Source organism: Paraburkholderia sp. SIMBA_054 (genome assembly GCF_046534875.1).
In the GTDB taxonomy this organism is placed as follows: domain Bacteria; phylum Pseudomonadota; class Gammaproteobacteria; order Burkholderiales; family Burkholderiaceae; genus Paraburkholderia; species Paraburkholderia hospita.
This window is the reverse complement of the sequence record NZ_JAWRXV010000003.1, coordinates 21,168-39,102: the sequence shown is the minus strand read 5'-3', so window position 1 is coordinate 39,102 and position 17,935 is coordinate 21,168. Positions and strand designations below refer to the sequence as shown.

Genomic DNA, 17,935 nt, shown 5'->3' with positions numbered 1-17,935 from the left:
GACTAGCGATAGATCGCCGTGACTGGCGTTTCGCCGACGCGCGCATAGCCGCGATACATGCCCTCGGTATTGAAGGGCAGCACGACGTTGCCGTGCGCGTCGACGGCGATCAGGCCGCCGCGACCGTCGATGCGCGGCAAGCGGTTCATCACGACATCGTTTGCCGCCTCTTCGAGCGAGACGCCGCGATAGGCCATTTGCGCGGCGACGTCGTAGGCGGCGACCATACGCATGAACATTTCGCCCGAGCCCGTGGTCGAGACGGCGCAGGTTGCGTCGTCGGCGTAGCAGCCCGCGCCGATCATCGGCGCATCGCCGACACGGCCCAACTGCTTGTTCGTGATGCCGCCCGTCGAGGTCGCGGCCGCGACGTGGCCGTACAGATCGACGGCGACTGCGCCGACCGTGCCGAACTTTTTGTTCGGATCGATGGGCTCGTGAGGCAGCGCTTCTTTGTTTGCGGACGATGCTTCTTGCGCGGCAAGCGTCGCGCCGTCATGGTCGAGCATCACGCGCTGCTGCTCGCGTGCGAGTTGCCACTGGCTATAGCGCGCATCCGTATGGAAGTACGACGGATCGACGAACTCCAGACCTTGCGCCTGCGCGAACGCTTCGGCGCCTTCGGCCGTGAACATCACGTGCTCGCTGTATTCGAGTACGTGGCGCGCCGCGACGATGGGATTGCGCACGCGCTTCACGCACGACACGGCGCCTGCTTCGAGCGTGCGACCGTCCATGATCGACGCATCGAGTTCGTGCGTGCCCGCCGACGTAAAAACGGAACCATGCCCCGCGTTGAATAGCGGACAGTCTTCGAGCAGCCGCACGGCTTGCGTGACGGCATCGAGCGCGCTGCCGCCGTCGGCGAGCACGCGTTGCGCGGCGACGAGCACGGCGCGCAATTCGGCGTGATAGCGGGCTTCCGCATCGGAGGCCATCGACGCGCGCACGATCGTGCCTGCGCCGCCGTGAATTGCGATTACTGCCTTGGTAGTCATTGCTTCTTCTTTGCCTGTTTAGGAGTGGGCCGCGTGGCGGTCTTCGAATGGGCTGACAGCGTGGATGTGTCGGTGAGCCACGGCAACACGAACTCGGTCATGTTGGCGGCGGCCTGCGCGGAGCGCTTTGCGCGGAATGCGACGGCGTCGCACAGCGCTTCGATCACGGCGAGCACGGTCGCTTCCGATGTCGCGGCGAGACGTCGCTCGGCGCGGATGAAGAGCGAGCGTGTGGCGAGCGTGGCGAGCGGCGACGTCGGGCCGTCCGTCAGAGCGAGCACGTCTGCGCCGAGGCTGGCGGCGCGGCGTGCGAGCTCGATCGTGTCGTCGACATAGCGCGGAAACGCGATGGCGATCACCAGATCGCCCTTGCCTGCATTGAAGAGGCGGCGCGCCGCGTGTGTCGGTCCGCCGATCAAGGCGAGCGACTGCACGTTGTCGTGATACGGCAGCAGGTTGTGCTCCATCAGGCTCGCGAGAAATGCGCTCGCGCCGGAGCCGAGGATAAACACGCGCCGTGCGGCGATTATCGCATCGACGGCGGCTTCGGCGGCTGTGCCGTCGATCGTGCTGCGCGTCGTGCCGAGATTGGTGGCGGCTTGTTCGAGCGACGCGCTGAACAGTTCGTCGCCATTCGTCTGCGATTCCTGCGCGGTGCGGAGGCGCTCGACAGGGGCGAGCGTCGCTTCGAAGCCGCGCACGAGCGCCTCGCGAAACGCCGGATAGCCGTCGAAGCCGAGTGCGCGCGCGAAGCGGTTCGCCGTCGCGATGGACGCGCCGACGGCTGTGGCCAGTTCGTCGATACGCATGGTCGCGGCGCGAAACTGGTTGGCCAGCACGAACTCTCCCATGCGCCGGTGGACAGGCGTGAGGATCGGCATCGCGGCCGTGATGCGGGCAGCGATGGCGGGCTCGGCGGCGGTGGGTGGGTTCTGACGTTGGCGGGCCATGGGTGTCGGAGTGGATCTGTGAGGCTGAACTGGAATGAAAGTGAATTTACATGAAAATCATGTTGTGAAAATAAATTTTCTTTCAGATGGGGGTTTGTACGGAGGGAGAGGTACCGAGTGCTTTTGCAGCACCGTCGATCGTTCACATCAGATTTGGGGATGGCGCAGCACCGTGTGTGCTGCAATGGGACGAAAAACGTGCTGCTCAACGACAGCTTGCGAAGCGGCATCGCCGATAGGCGATGCCGCGTTGAAGGCAGATCGACCGTCGGTGCGCGCGCGCGTCGACGGGCAAAGCGCGGTTAGCCTTCGACCGGCTGAACCACCGTGATTGACCCCGTCGTGATCGACGCAGCGGCCTTTGCTTTTGGCGTCCCCGTAGCGGGAGCACTGGCCGCATTGGGCGCGCTCTGCTGCGGCGCATCGCGCTTGACGGGCTCTGGCTTCGCATCCACGAGTTCCATCACATTGCCGCGCACGACGATCTTCACGGGATCGGTTTTCTTCCACTGCTTCTTCGGGACCAGCAGCTTCCACGTCGAATCGCGGTCGGGATTGCGAAAGAACGCGACGACACCTACGTACTGCGCATCGTCTTTCATCGGCTCGTTGATGCTCGCGCTGGCGTTGGGGCGCAGCACGACGTCTCGGGTTGCCAGCAGATCGGCCTTCAGCGCGTCCAGATCGTTGGTCTGCAATTGCGCGTACTCGAGTTGCTGGAAGTTCTGCGCATCCTTCAACTGGTACAGCCGCACGACCGTCGACAGCGATTGCCCGGCGGCATTCTCGTTCAGTGAAGCGCGGCTGACGAGATCGACGCTCATGGTCTTGACCTGAGTCGTGAAAACCCATTTCGCGGCATCCACCGTGTTATCGGACACCGCCTGAGTGAGTCCGCATCCTGCCAGCGTCAACGCAGTCAACAGCAATGCGCTCATGCAGGGCGCGTTTATTTTCCAGTTCATGGTTTCGACTTCGTTTGATGTGTTCTGTCGATCAATGCATCGGCGTGCGATCGCCGCTGCTGCCCGTCCATACGCCCAGTTGCACGCGCGTTCGCCAGCCGTTGCGGCTTGACATGCCCGCGCCGGCCAGCCGTGTCGTGAACCCGAGCCGCACTTCATCCGCGCTGAGCTTCTGTTGCGGCATCAGATCGGGAGCGACCTGCATTTCCAGGTTGGCTTGCGCTTCGTAGCCAAGGTAAAAGCGCAGCAGCATCATCACCTCGCGATGCGCGGTGTGACCAGGGAGCAGCGCAAGCACGGATTCGCGCGTGTTCGGCGTGAGCACGATACGCACGCTGTTGCTTCTGTCGTAGAAGCCGCGGCCGAGCAGACAGGACTCGCCGAGCGCCGCCCGTTGATCGCCGTTCGCGTTGACCCAGACGGAATGAAATTCTTCGACGTCGACATCCGTATCGGGTACCGCGTGCCGAAGCACGCCTGCGAGCCCTTCGGCCGTGCGCGTCTTCTGACCTGCGAGACCGAGCATCGACAGCAGCTTGCGCGTGCCGACATCGCGCGCTACATCAGGCGTGCCGATGCCGAGTCCGGCATAGCTGAGCAGGTAGCGCGAAACCTCGTCGGTGCCGTCCTTTCTGAAGCCGGCCGGATAGCGATACTTGCGCCATACGCGGTAATACTGCGTGACGATACGGTGATGGAAGAGATCGAGAAACGCGGCGAGCGGTTCGGCGCCTTCCCGGTTCTGCGCGACCTCGTCGGCGAAGTACGATGGCATGCGCGCATCGACACCATAGAGCCCAAGAAAGGTCGTCACGACGGCAGGTGGTTTCAGCGGATCGTCGGGATCGCTTTCGATCGCATCGATCTCACGACGCGGAAACCCCAGACGTGCGCGCGAACGAAAGCGGACAGGTTCGTCCGTTGGCGAATCCGTTGTCCCGATGGGCGGGCGATCCGGAGCGGCCAGTTCGATGAGCTGGCAGAAGCGGAAGAAGTTCATCTGCATCGCATGGTCGAGCAGCGCGGGCAGCAGCGGGCGGTCGGCCTCGATGGCGTCGATCCCGTCGTGATGGGCGGATCGCAAAAGCGCGGAATGCGGGTCGTTCAAAACGGTGCTCCTTCACCCTTGGTGTCGGGCCATTCGATGCGCCGCCCGGTCGGCTGCGAGACGATCACGAGCTTCGTATAGAGGTTGAGCGACGCGTACAGCCCGAGGAACCGGTTCAACATGCCGCCGAACAGTGCGAGATCGCCGTCGCCCGCAAAGCGGCCGCTGTCGATCGTTACGATTATCTCGACGCCGCGTTGCACACCGCCCCGCACCAGTTTCTGCAAGAGCCGATGCTGGACATCGGTGATGGCGTCGATGCGCCGACGGTTCAACTCCCCGTCCGTCCAGTCGTAGAGCGCGAGACTGCCGCGCAGGATTTCAGCGTTAAGCAGCGACAGGTAGTTCGGTGCGAGATGCGACAGCACGCGCCACTGGAAGCGGTCGCCCGTCGGCGGATATCAGGAAGCGCATACCGTATCGCAACTCAAAGGCTCGCCGCCTGGCTATGTCGGCTACGGACAGGGCGGGGTGCTGACAGAGGCAGTGCGTCAGCGACCGTACAGCGTGATCTTGCTGGATGAGGTCGAGAAGGCGCATCGGGATGTGTTGAATCTGTTTTATCAGGTGTTCGACCGTGGCTTCATGCGCGACGGCGAAGGCCGCATCATCGACTTTCGCAACACGGTGATTCTGATGACGTCGAATCTGGCCAGCGAGCAAATCGTGACCGCGATCGACACTGCAAATGAAGGCACGAGCCAAGCTGCACCGGACACTGCTCCTGACCGTGTACTTCTCAGCGACGCGCTGTTGATGGAGCGTGTTCGTCCCGTGCTGGTCGAGCACTTTCAACCGGCCTTGCTCGCACGGTTTCAGTCGGTGATCTATCGGCCGCTTTCGACTGCGGCGCTTGGGACTATCGTGCGCATGAAGCTCGATAAGGTCGCGCACCGGATCGCGAAGCGTTTCGAAGTCGCGCTGATCTGCGACGACACGCTGATCGATGAAATTGTCCTTGCCTGTCAGACGCCGGACTCGGGCGCACGGAATATCGACAGCTTGCTCGATCAACAGATTCTGCCCGTGCTGTCGCGTGAGTTGCTGGTGCGCTCGGCGAAAGGCAAGTTGCCGGCCACGATACGGTTGTCGGTGAGCGAGACGGAAGGCGTGATGGTGGATTTCGAAGAAGCGTTGCTTCTCGATGAGGCCGCCGCGTGAATGGAGGCGGCGGAGGCGGTCCCGGGCTGTTCGAAATGGTGACCGGGCACTTTGCGAACGGCGCGGCCATCGACGAGTTCGACGCCCAGACACAGACGTTTCTGTCCGTGCAGGACAACATACATCGCATTCTGAATAGTCGCCGCGACGGACTCGTGCATCTGCCGGACTATGGCCTCGCGGATCTGTCGGAGATTTACCGGCATTTGCCGGCGTCGGCGCACAAACTCCGCCGCGAGATCGAGGTGACGCTGCTCAAATATGAACCGCGTCTGGCACGCATCGATATCACGATCGAAGAGACGGAGGCTGGCATGCTGCTGAGTTTCACGATGTCGTGCCATCTTCACAAGCAAGGGCTCGTGCGATTCGGCACACACTTCACGCCGGACGGACGTACCCGGCTGAAGATGTTGAACCGGGATATCGACCAGTATTGACTCTCGCCGCCCCACCCACCCCTTCGCGCTATCATCTCTATCTTCCACGGTTCAACGACACAGCCGGACATGGCAAGAGAAAACACGACAGGAGTGGGACACCGGCCTGCGGGACCGCAGGCGGCGCGCGCATCGGCCGACGAGGACACCGCGCGCAGCACGGAAATCGCGGAATCCGCCGAAGAGGAAGCCGGCGGCGGCTCGACGTATCTCGTCCCCGGCCTCGAACGCGGCTTGCGCATTCTTGCCGAGTTCTCGGCACGCGAACCCGTGCTCGGCGCGCCCGAGCTGTCCAAGCGCATCGGCATTCCGCGCACAACCACATTCCGTTTGCTGCAAACGCTCGAAGCACTCGGTTTTCTCGAACGCGCGAATGGCGACCGGCATTTTCGTCTCGGCGTCGCGGTGCTGCGCCTTGGCTTCGAGTATCTGAGTTCGCTGGAATTGACCGACTTCGGTACGCCGATCCTCGAACGGCTGCGCGATCAAACGGGTTTGAGCACGCATCTGCTGATACGCGACGAGCGCGACGTCGTGTTCGTCGCGAAGGCGCAGACGCATGATCCGATGTTCAGTTCGGTGAAGGTGCATGTCGGCACGCGGCTCCCCGCGCACGCGACTGTCCACGGCCAGGTGCTGATGGGCGATCTCTCGTTGATGCAGTTGCGCCAGCTTTATCCCGAGCAGCAGCTCGAACGCTTCACCGACCGCACACCCGCCACCGTCGACGAACTGTACGAACGAATCCGCGAAACGGCCGCGCAGGGCTATGCGATCAGCGAGGCATCGTTCGAGCGCGGCATATCCGTGGTCAGCGCGCCCGTGCGCGATCAGACAGGCAAGATCGTCGCGGCGATGACGACGACAGTGCCGCGTTCCGACATCGGTGACGATGATCGCGCGCCGCTCGTCGCGAAGGTGTGCGGCGCGGCGCTCGATCTGTCGGCGCGTCTGAACTATCGTCCGTCCGCCGACGATCCGACGCTCGCGCAAACACGTCGCTAGAAGCGGCCTCGCTCTCGCGTCGCAATAGCGCGGCAAAAAACGGAAACAGGCGGCCTCGATGGGCCGCCTGTTTCATTTCGAGCCTTAAAAAAGGCCTCAAACCATCGCTCAGAACGAGTGATGAATGCCCGTCAGCACGATCGCCTGATTGCGGCCGCCCGACACACCCGCCGTGAAGAACGCAGCGTTCGCATTGTCGTTTGCATGCTCGTAGAGCACGTTCACATAGACCTGCGTGCGCTTGGACAGCGCATAGATATCGCCGATTTCGAACTGCGTCCAGCGGCGGCCCGACAGCGTCGTCGTCGCGGCCCCGCCCGCGAGCGTGTTGGCCGGCGTGAACTGATAGTTCGCGCCCGCGTCCCAGCTCTGATACGTGTCCGAGAATCCGTTCGACTGCAACTTCACGCGCGTGTACAAGGCATGCACGAGCAGCTTGCCGAGCTGGTACGACAGGCCCGCGCCCATGTTCTCGACCTTCTCGGCGGAGTAGGTTGCGGCCGGCACGCCCTGGAACGTGTTGATGCCCGTCGTGATGATCGAAGGCGTACGGTTGTGCTCGTTCGAGTAGACGGCCGCCGCCTTGAACGGGCCATTCGCGTAGTTCACGCCGAAACTCAGCGTCTTGCCCGTCGAGAAGTTCGTCGTATTGCCGAGGCCCATCATCGCGCCGACCGTAAAGCCCGCGTAGCTGGCCGACTTGAATTTCACCGAGTTGTCGAACGGTACGACACCCGTGTCGGCCAGTTCGTCGATGTTGCCGGGGTGGAACGCAAACCAGCTCGCCGCGAGGTAACCGGTGCTGAGCGGGCCGAGCATGTCGAAGTTGAACGGCGTCTGATGGCCGAGCGTGATCTGCCCGAACTGGTCGGAACTGATGCCCACGTACGCCTGCCGGTTGAACAGCGTGCCCGCTTTCGCGAAGTTGCCGGTGTTCGTATAGAAGCCGTTTTCCAGCTGGAAGATCGTGTGCAGACCGCCGCCCAGATCTTCGACACCGCGCAGGCCCCAGCGGTCCGGCTGCATGTTGCCCTGTTCCTCCATCCACTTCGTATGCCCGCCGACGTTGCTCACGTAAGCAATGCCGGCATCGAGGCTGCCGTACAGCGTGACGCTGCTTTGCGCCCAAGCCGTCGATGTCACCACAAGTCCTGCCGCGCCGGCAGCGATGATGCGTTTCACCCTTGGTACTCCTGATCGTGTAGTCGAGAGCCGGACGCGCCGGTTTCTCTTCCTTTGCCTGTCATCTCTCTGGATGGCCTTCTGGTCGCCTGCTACGTTGGCTATCCGCTCTATGTTCCACCTATGGGCATATGTATCGCCTATGGAAAGTATAGAGAGTCAATTGAGCGATCAAAAAAGTTTTTGCGATGGTGAAAACCCTCATTCATCCGATCACCTCGGCGCCGTACGCGCGCGCTCTTTATGCGCAGCAACCCCTTGATTTGGCCCGGTTTACGGGCTTCTTACGTTGCAAAAAAGCCGCTGTTGGTGTTTTCCCTGGAAGCGCAGAATTTTTATTTTGTTCGTCCAAACATGTTTCTATAATGACCATACATAAACTGATGTTCCTTAGGTGGAACATAAAACGGTCGGAACCGGTTGGTCGGAGAAGGTGAGAAATGAGTGAACAGTGGCTTTGCGCCGGACACGCCGGCGCGTTATCCGAAGACGCGCCCGTCGAGTTCAAGCTCGGCGACGGCAAGGAAATCGGCATCTACAAGGTGGGCGATGAGGTCTACGCGCTCGAGAACGTCTGCCCGCATGCGTATGCGCTGCTGACACAAGGCTTCGTCGACGGCGACACGGTCGAATGTCCGCTGCACGAAGCCGTTTTTCACATCCCGACGGGCAAGTGTCTGAAAGAGCCGGGTGGCCGCGACCTGAAGGTGTACGCGGTGCGCCTCGCGGGTGAAGAAATCCAGATCAAGGTGGAATGACATGAAAGAAGCCGTCGTGAACTTCAATCCTTTCCTGAAGCCGTGGCTCGCGCCGCAGCCGAACAACGTCGCCGGCAAGGGCGTGATCGAAAAGCCGGGCGAAACCGACAACATGATCTGGCAGACGCGCAAGGCGGAGCCGACGCAATACGAAAACGACTTCGGCAACGCGCTGGAACAGGTGTTCGAAGCAGGTGCGGTCGAGCTGCATGAAGTGGTGGCGGGCCTGAACGGCGTCGGATTCCGCACGCCGGAAGGCGCGCAGTGGAGCGAAGAGCGTCTCACCGCGGAACTGCGGCTGCTCGCCGAGTAACGCCGCGCGATTCGACGACCCAGCGCACGACCCAAGCGAACACGGAGTTTCCCCATGACGTCCCTCAATACAACGAACCCCGCAGCCGATCCGATTCAGGCTTATCTCGACCGCGGCATCAAGAACTACTGGTATCCCGTCGCGCCGAGCTGGCAGGTAGGCAATGCGCCCATCGGCCTCACGCGACTCAGCGAGCAGATCGTGCTGTGGCGCGATCAGGACGGCAATGTCCACGCGCTCGAAGACCGTTGCCCGCATCGCGGCGCGCGTCTGTCGCTCGGCTGGAATCTCGGCAATCGCGTCGCGTGCTGGTATCACGGCATCGAAGTCGACGGCTCGGGCACCGTGCAGGCCGTGCCTGCCGTGTCGGCCTGTCCGCTCGAAGGACAGAAGTGCGTGAAGTCGTATCCCGTCGAGGAACATGCGGGCGCAATCTTCCTGTGGTTCGGCGACGACGCGCACAAGGAGCCGACGTCGCTCGCACTGCCCGAAGAGCTGGTCGGCGCGGAGTACTCGCAATTCCTGTGCGTATCGAACTGGAAGTGCAACTATCAATACGCGATCGACAACGTGATGGACCCGATGCACGGCGCGTATCTGCACGCGACGTCACATTCGATGGCCGAAGGCGACAAGCAGGCCGACATGCGTGTGCGTAAAACCGAGACTGGCCTCATGTTCGAGAAGGTCGGCCAGCGCGACGTGAATTTCGACTGGGTCGAACTCGGCGAAACGGGTTGCTTGTGGATGCGTCTCGCGATTCCGTACAAGAAGAAGTTCGGCCCTGGCGGCAGCTTCGGCATCGTCGGCTTTGCGGTGCCCGTCGATAACGACAACTGCCAGGTCTACTTCTGGCGCACACGCAAGGTGAGCGGCTGGCAGCGCGACGCATGGCGCTTCCTGTATCGCAATCGTCTCGAAGGGCTGCACTGGGCGGTGCTCGAACAAGACCGCTATGTGCTCGAAAGCCTCGCACCGAACGCGCGCGCTCACGAATTCCTTTATCAGCACGATGTCGGCATGACGCGCGTGCGCCGCATGCTGCGTCAACGCGCGCAACAGCATTTCGCGGATCTCGAAGCGCTCAACGCGAAGCACGCGGAAGCGGGCGCGCAAGCATCGACGGGACACGCTCATGCGTGATGTCACGGTCTCCAGCCTGAGCGGACGGCGTGTCGTCGTGACAGGCGGCGCGCGTGGGCTTGGCGCAGCGTTCATCGAAGCGCTTGCCAAAGCAGACGCGCATGTCGTGTTCGGCGATGTGCTCGAAGCGGAAGGTCGCGCGCTCGCGGAGAAGCTCGGCGCGAACGCGCATTTCATTCCGCTCGATCTCGCAAGTCCCGACAGCATCGATGCGTTCGTCGCGCAGGCCGCACAGAAGATGGGCGGCATCGACGCGCTGATCAACAACGCCGCCATCACCAACTCGGGCGGACGCTTCGCAGAAGAGTTGACCACGCAAACGTGGGACGCCGTGATGAACGTCAACGTGCGCGGTACGTGGCTGATGTGTACGGCAGCGCTGCCGCATCTGCGCGACTCGAAGCGCGGCGCGATCGTGAATATCGCTTCGGACACGGCGATGTGGGGCGCGCCGAAGCTGCTCGCGTACGTCGCGAGCAAAGGCGCGGTCATTGCGATGACGCGTTCGCTCGCGCGCGAGTTCGGCGCGCACGGCATCACGGTGAATGCGATTGCGCCCGGCCTCACGGAAGTCGAAGCGACCGCGTACGTGCCAGCCGAACGCCACGAGTACTACCTGAAAGGCCGCGCGTTGAACCGCGCGCAAGTGCCCGACGACGTGACGGGTCCCGTGCTTTTCCTGCTGACGGATGCCGCCCGCTTCGTGACTGGCCAGTTGCTGCCCGTGAACGGCGGCTTCGTGATGAATTGACCTTGCTCGAACCAGCAAACCACATGGAGAAAACAATGGCCGACGCCGATCTCGAACGCAAATCGTGGGATCAACCCACCGACGCAAGTTTCGAACAATGGATGGACACGCGCGTCGCGCGGTTCGAAACGCGCCGCTACGACTGGGACGCGCTGAAGTTCCAGGCCGACTACGACCCGAAATACCGTCGCGCGCAAATGCGCTATGTCGGCACGGGCGGCACGGGTGTCGCCAAAGACATGAACACGGTGCCCGCCGGCAACTTCACGTTCTCGACGATGGTAATTCCCGCCGGCAACATCGGGCCGAGCCACATTCATACCGACGTCGAAGAAATTTTCTTCGTGCTGCGCGGCAAGATGAAAGTGATCTGCGAGCGCGACGGCGAAACGTGGGAAGCCGTGCTCGGCGAACGCGATCTGATCTCGGTTCCGCCCGGCGTGTATCGCACGGAAATCAACATCGGCGAAGAAGACGCGCTGATGTGCGTGATGCTCGGTTCGTCGAAGCCGATCACGCCGACGTATCCGCCCGATTCGCCGCTCGCGAAGATCAAGCGCGATCTCGCGAAGTAAGTCCACCGCTCACGAACCGAAGCCCATGTCCGCAGCCTTGCCCGTTACTGTCGATCGAAACGCCACACTGGAAACGCGCCTCTCGCACTTCCCGGCACAGCGGATCGCGATTGCGCCGCAACGTACGATCGGTTATCGCGAAGCGGGTGCCGCACACGCCGATGCGTTGCCGCTCGTGCTGTTGCACGGCATTGGCTCGGGCGCGGCTTCGTGGGTGCAACAGTTCGAAGCGCTCGGCACGACGCGCCGCGTGTTCGCGTGGGACGCGCCGGGCTACGGCGAATCGACACCCGTTGCGTCGGCTTCGCCGGAAGCACATGAATATGCTGGCGCGCTCAACGCATGGCTCGACGCGCTCGACGTAGAGCGTTGCGTACTGGTCGGGCATTCGCTCGGCGCGATCATCGCGGGCTCGTTCGCAGCGTCGCACGCGGAACGCGTCGCGGGGCTGTTGCTGATTTCGCCCGCAGCGGGCTACGGCGCGGCATCCGAAGAAGTGCGCGCGTCGAAGCGCGACGGCCGTCTCGCGATGCTCGCCGAACTCGGCCCGCAGGTACTCGCGGAAAAACGCAGCGCCAACATGCTCTCGCCGCACGCCGACGACGCATCGCGCGAGTGGGTTCGCTGGAACATGTCGCGCATCGTGCCGAACGGTTACGCGCAGGCGACGCATCTGCTCGCCAACACGGACCTCGCCAGCGATCTCGCGAAGTTCAACGGCCGTATCGCTGTCGCGGTCGGCGCGGAAGACTCGATCACGCCGCCGTCGTCATGCGAGCGGATTGCGCAGGCGGCGCGCACGCGCCTGCAGATCATCCCGCGCGCGGGTCACGCGGGCTATATCGAAGCGGGCACTGAATACACCGCGCTCATCGACGCATTCTGCCGCGCGAGCGACGGCCAATGGAGCAAAGCATGACCCCCGAATTGACGGGCAGTGCGCCTGAAGCAGAAGACGACCGCAACGATGCGAACTATCGCGTGCCCGGACTCGAACGCGGCCTGCGCATTCTCACGGAGTTTTCGCCGCGCGAGCCGGTGCTCGGCGCGCCCGAGTTGTCGAAGCGCCTCGGCATTCCACGCACGACGGTGTTCCGTCTGCTGCAGACGCTCGAATCGCTCGGCTTTCTGGAGCGCGCGGATCGCGACCGCAACTATCGCCTGGGCGTCGCGGTGCTGCGCCTCGGCTTCGAATATCTCAGCTCGCTCGAACTCACCGATCTCGGCTTGCCGCTGATCGAAGGTTTGCGCGACGCAACGGGCCTGACCACACACATCGTGATCCGCGACGGCCGCGATGTGGTGTTCGTCGCGAAGGCGCAGAGCCACGCGCCCGTGTTCAGCTCGGTGAAGGTGAACGTCGGCACGCGGCTGCCCGCGCATGCGACCACGCACGGTCATGTACTGATGGGTGATCTCTCGCTCGACGAACTGCGCGCGCTGTATCCGGAGAAGACACTTGAACGCTTCACGAAACACACGCCCGCTACCGTCGACGAACTGTACGAGCGCGTGAAGGACGACGCGGTGCGCGGTTTCGCAATCAGCGAATCGTCCTTTGAAAACGGCATTTCCGTGATCAGTGCATCCGTGCGCAACGACACGGGCCGCATCGCCGCCGTCATCACGACGACGATCCCGCGTCCGCAGATCGACGCGGCGCTGCTGGATGGCGGCCTGATCGACAAGGTGCGCAGCGCGGCGGAGCAACTGTCGCTGCGGCTGAACTATCGGCCGTCGGCGGAAAGCAGGTACATGAAGGCATTGGGGCTCTGATGATTCAAATCGATCTCACAGGACAGGTTGCAGTGGTGACGGGCGGCTCGTCCGGCATCGGCCTCGCAACGGCCGAACTCTTTCTGCGCGCGGGAGCATCCGTGGCGATCTGCGGTCGCGACGCCGATCGGCTCGCGAGCGCTGAAGCTTCGCTGCGCGTTCAGTTTCCGCAAGCGCAATTGCTCGCCGCGCGCTGCAACGTGCTCGACGCGAACGAAGTCACGAAGTTCGCAACCGATGTACAGCAACGCTTCGGCCGCACCGACATGCTCGTCAACAACGCAGGCCAGGGCCGCGTATCGACCTTCGCCGATACCAGCGACGAAGCATGGCGCGAAGAACTGGACCTCAAGTACTTCAGCGTCATCCGACCGACCCGCGCATTTCTGCCGATGCTCACGCAAGCCGCGCAGCAAGGCAACGGCTCGATCGTCTGCGTGAATTCGCTGCTCGCATTGCAGCCCGAGCCGCATATGGTCGCGACCTCGTCGGCGCGCGCGGGCGTGCAGAACCTGATCAAGTCGCTGGCCGTCGAGCTTGCGCCGCAGCGCATTCGCGTGAACTCGATTCTGATCGGCATCGTCGAGTCGGGCCAATGGCGTCGCCGCTACCAGACGCAGGCGCAGCCGGGTCAAAGCTGGGAAGACTGGACCAGCGAACTCGCGCGCATGAAGAACATTCCGCTCGGCCGCTTCGGCCGTCCTGAAGAGGCCGCACAAGCGCTCTTTTATCTCGCTACACCCCTGTCGTCGTACACGACGGGAAGCCATATCGATGTCTCCGGAGGCGTTGCACGTCATGTCTAACAAAACCACCGTCGGCGAGCTGATCGCCGCTTTTCTCGAGCAATGCGGCGTCAAAACTGCATTCGGCGTGATCTCGATTCACAACATGCCGATCCTCGACGCGATCAATACGCGCGGCAACATCCGCTATGTCGGCGCGCGCGGCGAAGCGGGCGCACTGAACATGGCCGATGGTCTCGCGCGCGTGTCGGGCGGCCTCGGCGTCGCGTTCACTAGCACGGGCACGGCCGCGGGCAACGCAGCGGGCGCGATGGTCGAAGCGCTGACGGCAGGCACGGCGCTCGTGCATATCACCGGCCAGATTGAATCGACGTATCTCGATCAGGATCTCGCGTATATCCACGAAGCGCCCGATCAACTGGCGATGCTCTCGTCGATTTCGAAGGCCGCGTACCGCGTGCGTTCCGTCGAGACCGCCCTGGCAACGATCCGCGAAGCCGTGCGCGTCGCGCAAACCGCGCCGAGCGGCCCTGTCAGTGTCGAGATTCCTATCGACATCCAGGCCGCCGAAATCGAATGGCCCGTCGACATGGCCGCCCCGCACGTCAGCACGCTGACGCACGACACGAAGCGCGTCGAGCAGCTCGCCGACGAACTCGCGAAAGCAAAGCGTCCGTTGCTGTGGCTCGGCGGCGGTACGCGGCATGCGCGTGCGCAGGTCGAGCGCCTCGTGAAGCTCGGCTTCGGCGTCGTGACCAGCGTGCAGGGCCGCGGCGTGCTGCCCGAAGATCATCCGGCGACGCTCGGCGCATTCAACGTGCAGCCGACCGTCGAGAAGTTCTACAAGACCTGCGATGCGCTGCTCGTGGTCGGCTCGCGTCTGCGCGGCAACGAGACGCTCAAGTACAAGCTCGCGCTGCCGCAGCCGCTGTTCCGCGTCGATGCCGATGCGCTTGCCGACAACCGTGGCTATCGCAACGAGCTGTTTGTTCATGGCGACGCAGTCGCCGTGCTCGATCAACTCGCGACGCTGCTCGAAGGCCGCATGAAGATCGACCCTGCGTTTGCAGGTGATCTCGCAGCCACGCGCGAAGTGGCCGTCGCTGAAACGGGCAAGGGCCTCGGACCGTACAAGCGCCTTGTCGACGCGCTGCAACATGCCGTCGGCCGCGACTACAACTGGGTGCGCGACGTGACGATCTCGAACAGCACGTGGGGCAACCGCATGCTGAAGATCTTCCAGCCGCGCGCGGGCGTGCATGCGCTGGGTGGCGGCATCGGCCAGGGTATCCAGATGGCGATCGGCGCGGCGCTCGCGGATGCGGCGGCGAAGACCGTGTGCCTCGTCGGCGACGGCGGCCTGATGGTCAACGTCGGCGAACTGGTGACGGCCGTGCAGGAAAACGCGAACGTGATGATCGTGCTGATGAACGATCAATGCTACGGCGTGATCCGCAACATTCAGGACGCGCACTACGGCGGCCGCCGCTGCTACGTGCAACTGCATCAACCCGATTTCGCGCAGTTCTGCGCGAGCTTCGGCCTCACGCACTACCGCATTTCGTCGCTGGACCAGGCCGACGACGTGATCCGCGAAGGCATCGCGAAGAACGGGCCGGTGCTTGTCGAGGTGGACATGCTGTCGGTCGGTTCATTCGCTACGGCCTTCGCCGGCCCGCCCGTGCGCAAACAGGAGCCTGAACATGCCTAACATTGCGGGCATCAATCATCACGCGCCCCTCGACATCGCGATGATCGGTTTCGGCGCGATCGGTCAGACCGTATATCACGCCGTTGCCGCCGATCCGCAAGTGCATGTGTCGCATGTGATCGTGCCCGAGCATCAGGCCAACGCCGTGCGCGAGCAGGTCGGGCCGGATGTGGATGTCGTGTGGTCCGTCGACGCGTTGAAGTCGCGTCCGCAGTTCGCGCTCGAATGCGCGGGACACGGCGCGCTGGTGAGCCACGTCGTGCCGCTGCTGAAGGCGGGCACGGATTGCGCGGTCGCGTCGATCGGCGCGCTGTCGGATCTGAGCCTGCTCGAAGCCCTGAACGCCGCCGCCGATGAAGGCCACGCAACCGTGACGCTTTTGTCGGGTGCAATCGGCGGTATCGATGCGCTCGCCGCCGCGAAGCTCGGTGGCCTCGACGAAGTGCAATACATCGGCCGCAAGCCGCCGACGGGCTGGCTCGGCACGCCCGCCGAACAACTCTGCGATCTGCAGACGCTGACTGAAGCGCGCGTGATCTTCGAAGGCAGCGCACGCGAAGCGGCGCGGCTGTATCCGAAGAACGCGAATGTCGCGGCGACCGTCGCGCTCGCGGGTCTCGGTCTCGATCAGACGATGGTGCGTCTGATCGCCGATCCCGCTGTGACGCGCAACGTGCATCGCATCGTCGCGCGCGGCGCGTTCGGCGAGATGTCGCTCGAAATGAGCGGCAAGCCGCTGCCCGACAATCCGAAGACCTCTGCACTGACCGCGTTCAGCGCGATCCGCGCGCTGCGCAATCGCGCGGCCCGCTGCGTGATCTGAAGATCTGATAGTCAAAGGAAGTACGACATGCCCCACACCGACATCATTTCGAGCCTCGTGCCCTCCGGCGATATCTTCGTCGGCGGCGAGTGGAAACGCGGCCGCGGCGCACTGTACGCGAGCATCTATCCCGCCGACGGCTCGGTGAACACCGAAATCACGACGGCCGATGCCGACGACACGCGCGAAGCCGTCGAAGCCGCTGACATCGCGTGGCGCAAGCCGAACTGGTCCGGTCTGAAGCCGCATCAGCGCGCGCTGATCCTGTATCGCATCGCCGATCTGATCATGGCGAAGCACGAAGCGCTCGCGCAACTGCAACGCCGCGACAACGGCAAGCCGATTGGCGAGACGCGCGTGCTGGTCGCGAGCGCGGCGAACACATTTCGCTATTTCGCGGCGTGCCTCGAAACACTCGACGAAGAAGTGACGCCCTCGCGCGGCGACTATCTGACGATGAGCGTGCATGAGCCGATCGGCGTGATCGCGGCGATTACGCCGTGGAATTCGCCCATCGCTTCCGATGCGCAAAAGCTCGCGCCCGCGCTTGCGGCAGGCAACGCCGTCGTGTTGAAGCCCGCTGAAATAACGCCGCTGGTGTCGCTCGCACTTGCACGTATCTGCGAGGAAGCGGGCGTGCCGAAGGGTGTGCTGAGCGTGCTGCCCGGCAAGGGCTCGGTGATCGGTGATGTGCTGGTGCGCCATCCGCTCGTGAAGAAAGTGTCGTTTACGGGCGGCACGGAAGTGGGACGCGGCATCGCGCGCATCGCAGCGGACAAGCTGATGCCCGTGTCGCTGGAACTCGGCGGCAAGTCGCCGACGATGGTCTTCGAAGACGCCGACCTTGATCATGCGGTGAACGGTGTGCTGTACGGCATTTTCAGTTCGTCGGGCGAAGCGTGCATTGCGGGCTCGCGCCTGTTCGTGCAGCGCTCGATCTATCCCGAGTTCATGAAGCGGCTGACCGCGAAAGCGCGTGAATTGCGCGTCGGCGATCCCGCGAGCGAGAACACGCAGATGGGTCCGCTGATTTCCGCGAAGCATCGCGAGTCGGTTGAGCGTTATGTGGCGCTCGGCCTCGAAGAAGGCGGGCGTTTGCTGTGCGGCGGCGAGCGGCCTGTAGGCAACAACCGTGAGCAGGGCTTCTTCTATCAACCGACGATTCTCGAAGGCCTGTCGAACAACGCACGCATTTGCCAGGAAGAAATCTTCGGACCGGTCCTCGTCGCGATGCCTTTCGACGACGAAGCATCGCTGCTGAAAGAAGCGAACGACAGCGTATTCGGTCTCGCCGCCGGCATCTGGACGCGCGACTACAAGCGCGCATGGCGCGTCGCGCGTGCGCTCGAAGCGGGCACCGTATGGATCAACACGTACAAGCTGTTCTCGATTTCGACGCCGTTCTCAGGCTGGAAAGAAAGCGGCATGGGCCGCGAAAAAGGCCGCCTGGGCATTCGTGAATATATGCAGCAAAAGAGCCTTTACTGGGGCTTGAACGACGCGCCGCTGGCGTGGGCGAACTGAAGAGGC

Annotated in this window: 18 protein-coding genes and 2 pseudogenes; 14 read left to right on the top strand and 6 right to left on the bottom strand. The window is 63.2% G+C overall.

What is annotated here, in order from left to right:
• Positions 1–2: 2 nt before the first annotated feature.
• The 5 genes and pseudogenes from SB822_RS04670 to SB822_RS04650 all read right to left on the bottom strand — a co-directional run.
• Positions 3–998, bottom strand: coding sequence for an isoaspartyl peptidase/L-asparaginase family protein (locus tag SB822_RS04670; protein ID WP_007735829.1), 996 nt, complete (start codon positions 996–998; stop codon positions 3–5).
• Positions 995–1,948 carry a MurR/RpiR family transcriptional regulator gene (locus tag SB822_RS04665; RefSeq protein ID WP_007582781.1) on the bottom strand — a complete coding sequence of 318 codons (954 nt, stop codon included), beginning with the start codon at positions 1,946–1,948 and terminating at the stop codon, positions 995–997. Before SB822_RS04665 ends, SB822_RS04670 begins: the two co-directional genes overlap by 4 nt.
• A 302-nt stretch (positions 1,949–2,250) precedes the next feature.
• The gene (gene tssJ / locus SB822_RS04660; RefSeq protein ID WP_410854171.1) at positions 2,251–2,913 is read right to left on the bottom strand and encodes a type VI secretion system lipoprotein TssJ; all 663 of its coding nucleotides are present in this window, start codon (positions 2,911–2,913) and stop codon (positions 2,251–2,253) included.
• Between the two features lie 31 nt (positions 2,914–2,944).
• Positions 2,945–4,021, bottom strand: a complete 1,077-nt coding sequence (gene tssG, locus SB822_RS04655; protein ID WP_114222064.1) for a type VI secretion system baseplate subunit TssG — start codon at positions 4,019–4,021, stop codon at positions 2,945–2,947.
• A pseudogene (locus tag SB822_RS04650) lies at positions 4,018–4,422 on the bottom strand (type VI secretion system baseplate subunit TssF); the annotation flags it as partial. The pseudogene SB822_RS04650 and the gene tssG, both read right to left, overlap by 4 nt.
• On the opposite strand from SB822_RS04650, the pseudogene SB822_RS04645 reads away from it, so the two are divergent.
• From SB822_RS04645 to SB822_RS04635, 3 genes and pseudogenes are all read left to right on the top strand, one after another.
• A pseudogene (locus tag SB822_RS04645) lies at positions 4,421–5,182 on the top strand (AAA family ATPase); the annotation flags it as partial. The pseudogenes SB822_RS04650 and SB822_RS04645 sit on opposite strands and share 2 nt — an antisense overlap.
• Positions 5,179–5,622: a type VI secretion system baseplate subunit TssE gene (tssE, locus tag SB822_RS04640; protein ID WP_007735834.1), complete on the top strand. Its 444-nt coding sequence runs from the start codon at positions 5,179–5,181 to the stop codon at positions 5,620–5,622. The pseudogene SB822_RS04645 and the gene tssE, both read left to right, overlap by 4 nt.
• Before the next feature lie 69 nt (positions 5,623–5,691).
• Positions 5,692–6,627 (top strand): IclR family transcriptional regulator, encoded by a 936-nt coding sequence (locus SB822_RS04635; protein ID WP_079500533.1) that lies wholly within the window; start codon positions 5,692–5,694, stop codon positions 6,625–6,627.
• A gap of 108 nt (positions 6,628–6,735) precedes the next feature.
• Here SB822_RS04635 and SB822_RS04630 read toward each other — a convergent pair whose 3' ends face one another.
• Positions 6,736–7,809 (bottom strand): porin, encoded by a 1,074-nt coding sequence (locus SB822_RS04630; protein WP_410854170.1) that lies wholly within the window; start codon positions 7,807–7,809, stop codon positions 6,736–6,738.
• 440 nt (positions 7,810–8,249) lie between these two features.
• On the opposite strand from SB822_RS04630, the gene SB822_RS04625 reads away from it, so the two are divergent.
• From SB822_RS04625 to SB822_RS04575, 11 genes are read left to right on the top strand one after another with little or no spacing between them, the layout of a single operon-like run.
• Entirely contained in the window at positions 8,250–8,567 is a 318-nt protein-coding gene (locus tag SB822_RS04625; RefSeq protein ID WP_007587796.1) for a non-heme iron oxygenase ferredoxin subunit, read from the top strand.
• Between the two features lies 1 nt (position 8,568).
• Positions 8,569–8,880: a recombinase-like helix-turn-helix domain-containing protein gene (locus SB822_RS04620; RefSeq protein WP_079487635.1), complete on the top strand. Its 312-nt coding sequence runs from the start codon at positions 8,569–8,571 to the stop codon at positions 8,878–8,880.
• 54 nt (positions 8,881–8,934) lie between these two features.
• Positions 8,935–10,023 (top strand): Rieske 2Fe-2S domain-containing protein, encoded by a 1,089-nt coding sequence (locus SB822_RS04615; RefSeq protein ID WP_410854169.1) that lies wholly within the window; start codon positions 8,935–8,937, stop codon positions 10,021–10,023.
• Positions 10,016–10,774, top strand: a complete 759-nt coding sequence (locus SB822_RS04610; protein ID WP_410854168.1) for an SDR family oxidoreductase — start codon at positions 10,016–10,018, stop codon at positions 10,772–10,774. The genes SB822_RS04615 and SB822_RS04610 overlap by 8 nt, the downstream gene beginning before the upstream one ends.
• A 35-nt stretch (positions 10,775–10,809) precedes the next feature.
• Complete coding sequence (locus SB822_RS04605) at positions 10,810–11,349, top strand: cupin domain-containing protein (RefSeq protein WP_007587792.1); 540 nt, start codon at positions 10,810–10,812, stop codon at positions 11,347–11,349.
• A gap of 25 nt (positions 11,350–11,374) precedes the next feature.
• Entirely contained in the window at positions 11,375–12,268 is an 894-nt protein-coding gene (locus SB822_RS04600) for an alpha/beta fold hydrolase (protein WP_410854167.1), read from the top strand.
• Positions 12,265–13,125, top strand: coding sequence for an IclR family transcriptional regulator (locus tag SB822_RS04595; protein ID WP_410854166.1), 861 nt, complete (start codon positions 12,265–12,267; stop codon positions 13,123–13,125). The genes SB822_RS04600 and SB822_RS04595 overlap by 4 nt, the downstream gene beginning before the upstream one ends.
• Positions 13,125–13,931 carry an SDR family oxidoreductase gene (locus SB822_RS04590; RefSeq protein ID WP_079500529.1) on the top strand — a complete coding sequence of 269 codons (807 nt, stop codon included), beginning with the start codon at positions 13,125–13,127 and terminating at the stop codon, positions 13,929–13,931. Before SB822_RS04595 ends, SB822_RS04590 begins: the two co-directional genes overlap by 1 nt.
• A complete protein-coding gene (locus SB822_RS04585; protein WP_007587787.1) occupies positions 13,924–15,582 on the top strand; it encodes a thiamine pyrophosphate-binding protein in 1,659 nt (552 codons plus the stop codon). The genes SB822_RS04590 and SB822_RS04585 overlap by 8 nt, the downstream gene beginning before the upstream one ends.
• Positions 15,575–16,405, top strand: coding sequence for an aspartate dehydrogenase (locus tag SB822_RS04580; RefSeq protein ID WP_114222060.1), 831 nt, complete (start codon positions 15,575–15,577; stop codon positions 16,403–16,405). The genes SB822_RS04585 and SB822_RS04580 overlap by 8 nt, the downstream gene beginning before the upstream one ends.
• Before the next feature lie 27 nt (positions 16,406–16,432).
• The gene (locus tag SB822_RS04575) at positions 16,433–17,929 is read left to right on the top strand and encodes an aldehyde dehydrogenase (protein WP_410854165.1); all 1,497 of its coding nucleotides are present in this window, start codon (positions 16,433–16,435) and stop codon (positions 17,927–17,929) included.
• Positions 17,930–17,935: the final 6 nt, after the last annotated feature.

Bases quoted from the DNA above. Each gene is read 5' to 3' on its own strand.
- SB822_RS04620 (WP_079487635.1), top strand. From the start codon at position 8,569: ATGAAAGAAGCCGTCGTGAACTTCAATCCTTTCCTGAAGCCGTGGCTC.
- SB822_RS04635 (WP_079500533.1), top strand. From the start codon at position 5,692: ATGGCAAGAGAAAACACGACAGGAGTGGGACACCGGCCTGCGGGACCG.
- SB822_RS04605 (WP_007587792.1), top strand. From the start codon at position 10,810: ATGGCCGACGCCGATCTCGAACGCAAATCGTGGGATCAACCCACCGAC.
- SB822_RS04625 (WP_007587796.1), top strand. From the start codon at position 8,250: ATGAGTGAACAGTGGCTTTGCGCCGGACACGCCGGCGCGTTATCCGAA.
- SB822_RS04595 (WP_410854166.1), top strand. From the start codon at position 12,265: ATGACCCCCGAATTGACGGGCAGTGCGCCTGAAGCAGAAGACGACCGC.
- tssJ (WP_410854171.1), bottom strand. From the start codon at position 2,913: ATGAACTGGAAAATAAACGCGCCCTGCATGAGCGCATTGCTGTTGACT.
- SB822_RS04615 (WP_410854169.1), top strand. From the start codon at position 8,935: ATGACGTCCCTCAATACAACGAACCCCGCAGCCGATCCGATTCAGGCT.
- SB822_RS04670 (WP_007735829.1), bottom strand. From the start codon at position 998: ATGACTACCAAGGCAGTAATCGCAATTCACGGCGGCGCAGGCACGATC.
- SB822_RS04585 (WP_007587787.1), top strand. From the start codon at position 13,924: ATGTCTAACAAAACCACCGTCGGCGAGCTGATCGCCGCTTTTCTCGAG.
- SB822_RS04665 (WP_007582781.1), bottom strand. From the start codon at position 1,948: ATGGCCCGCCAACGTCAGAACCCACCCACCGCCGCCGAGCCCGCCATC.
- SB822_RS04580 (WP_114222060.1), top strand. From the start codon at position 15,575: ATGCCTAACATTGCGGGCATCAATCATCACGCGCCCCTCGACATCGCG.
- SB822_RS04600 (WP_410854167.1), top strand. From the start codon at position 11,375: ATGTCCGCAGCCTTGCCCGTTACTGTCGATCGAAACGCCACACTGGAA.
- SB822_RS04610 (WP_410854168.1), top strand. From the start codon at position 10,016: ATGCGTGATGTCACGGTCTCCAGCCTGAGCGGACGGCGTGTCGTCGTG.
- SB822_RS04575 (WP_410854165.1), top strand. From the start codon at position 16,433: ATGCCCCACACCGACATCATTTCGAGCCTCGTGCCCTCCGGCGATATC.
- SB822_RS04590 (WP_079500529.1), top strand. From the start codon at position 13,125: ATGATTCAAATCGATCTCACAGGACAGGTTGCAGTGGTGACGGGCGGC.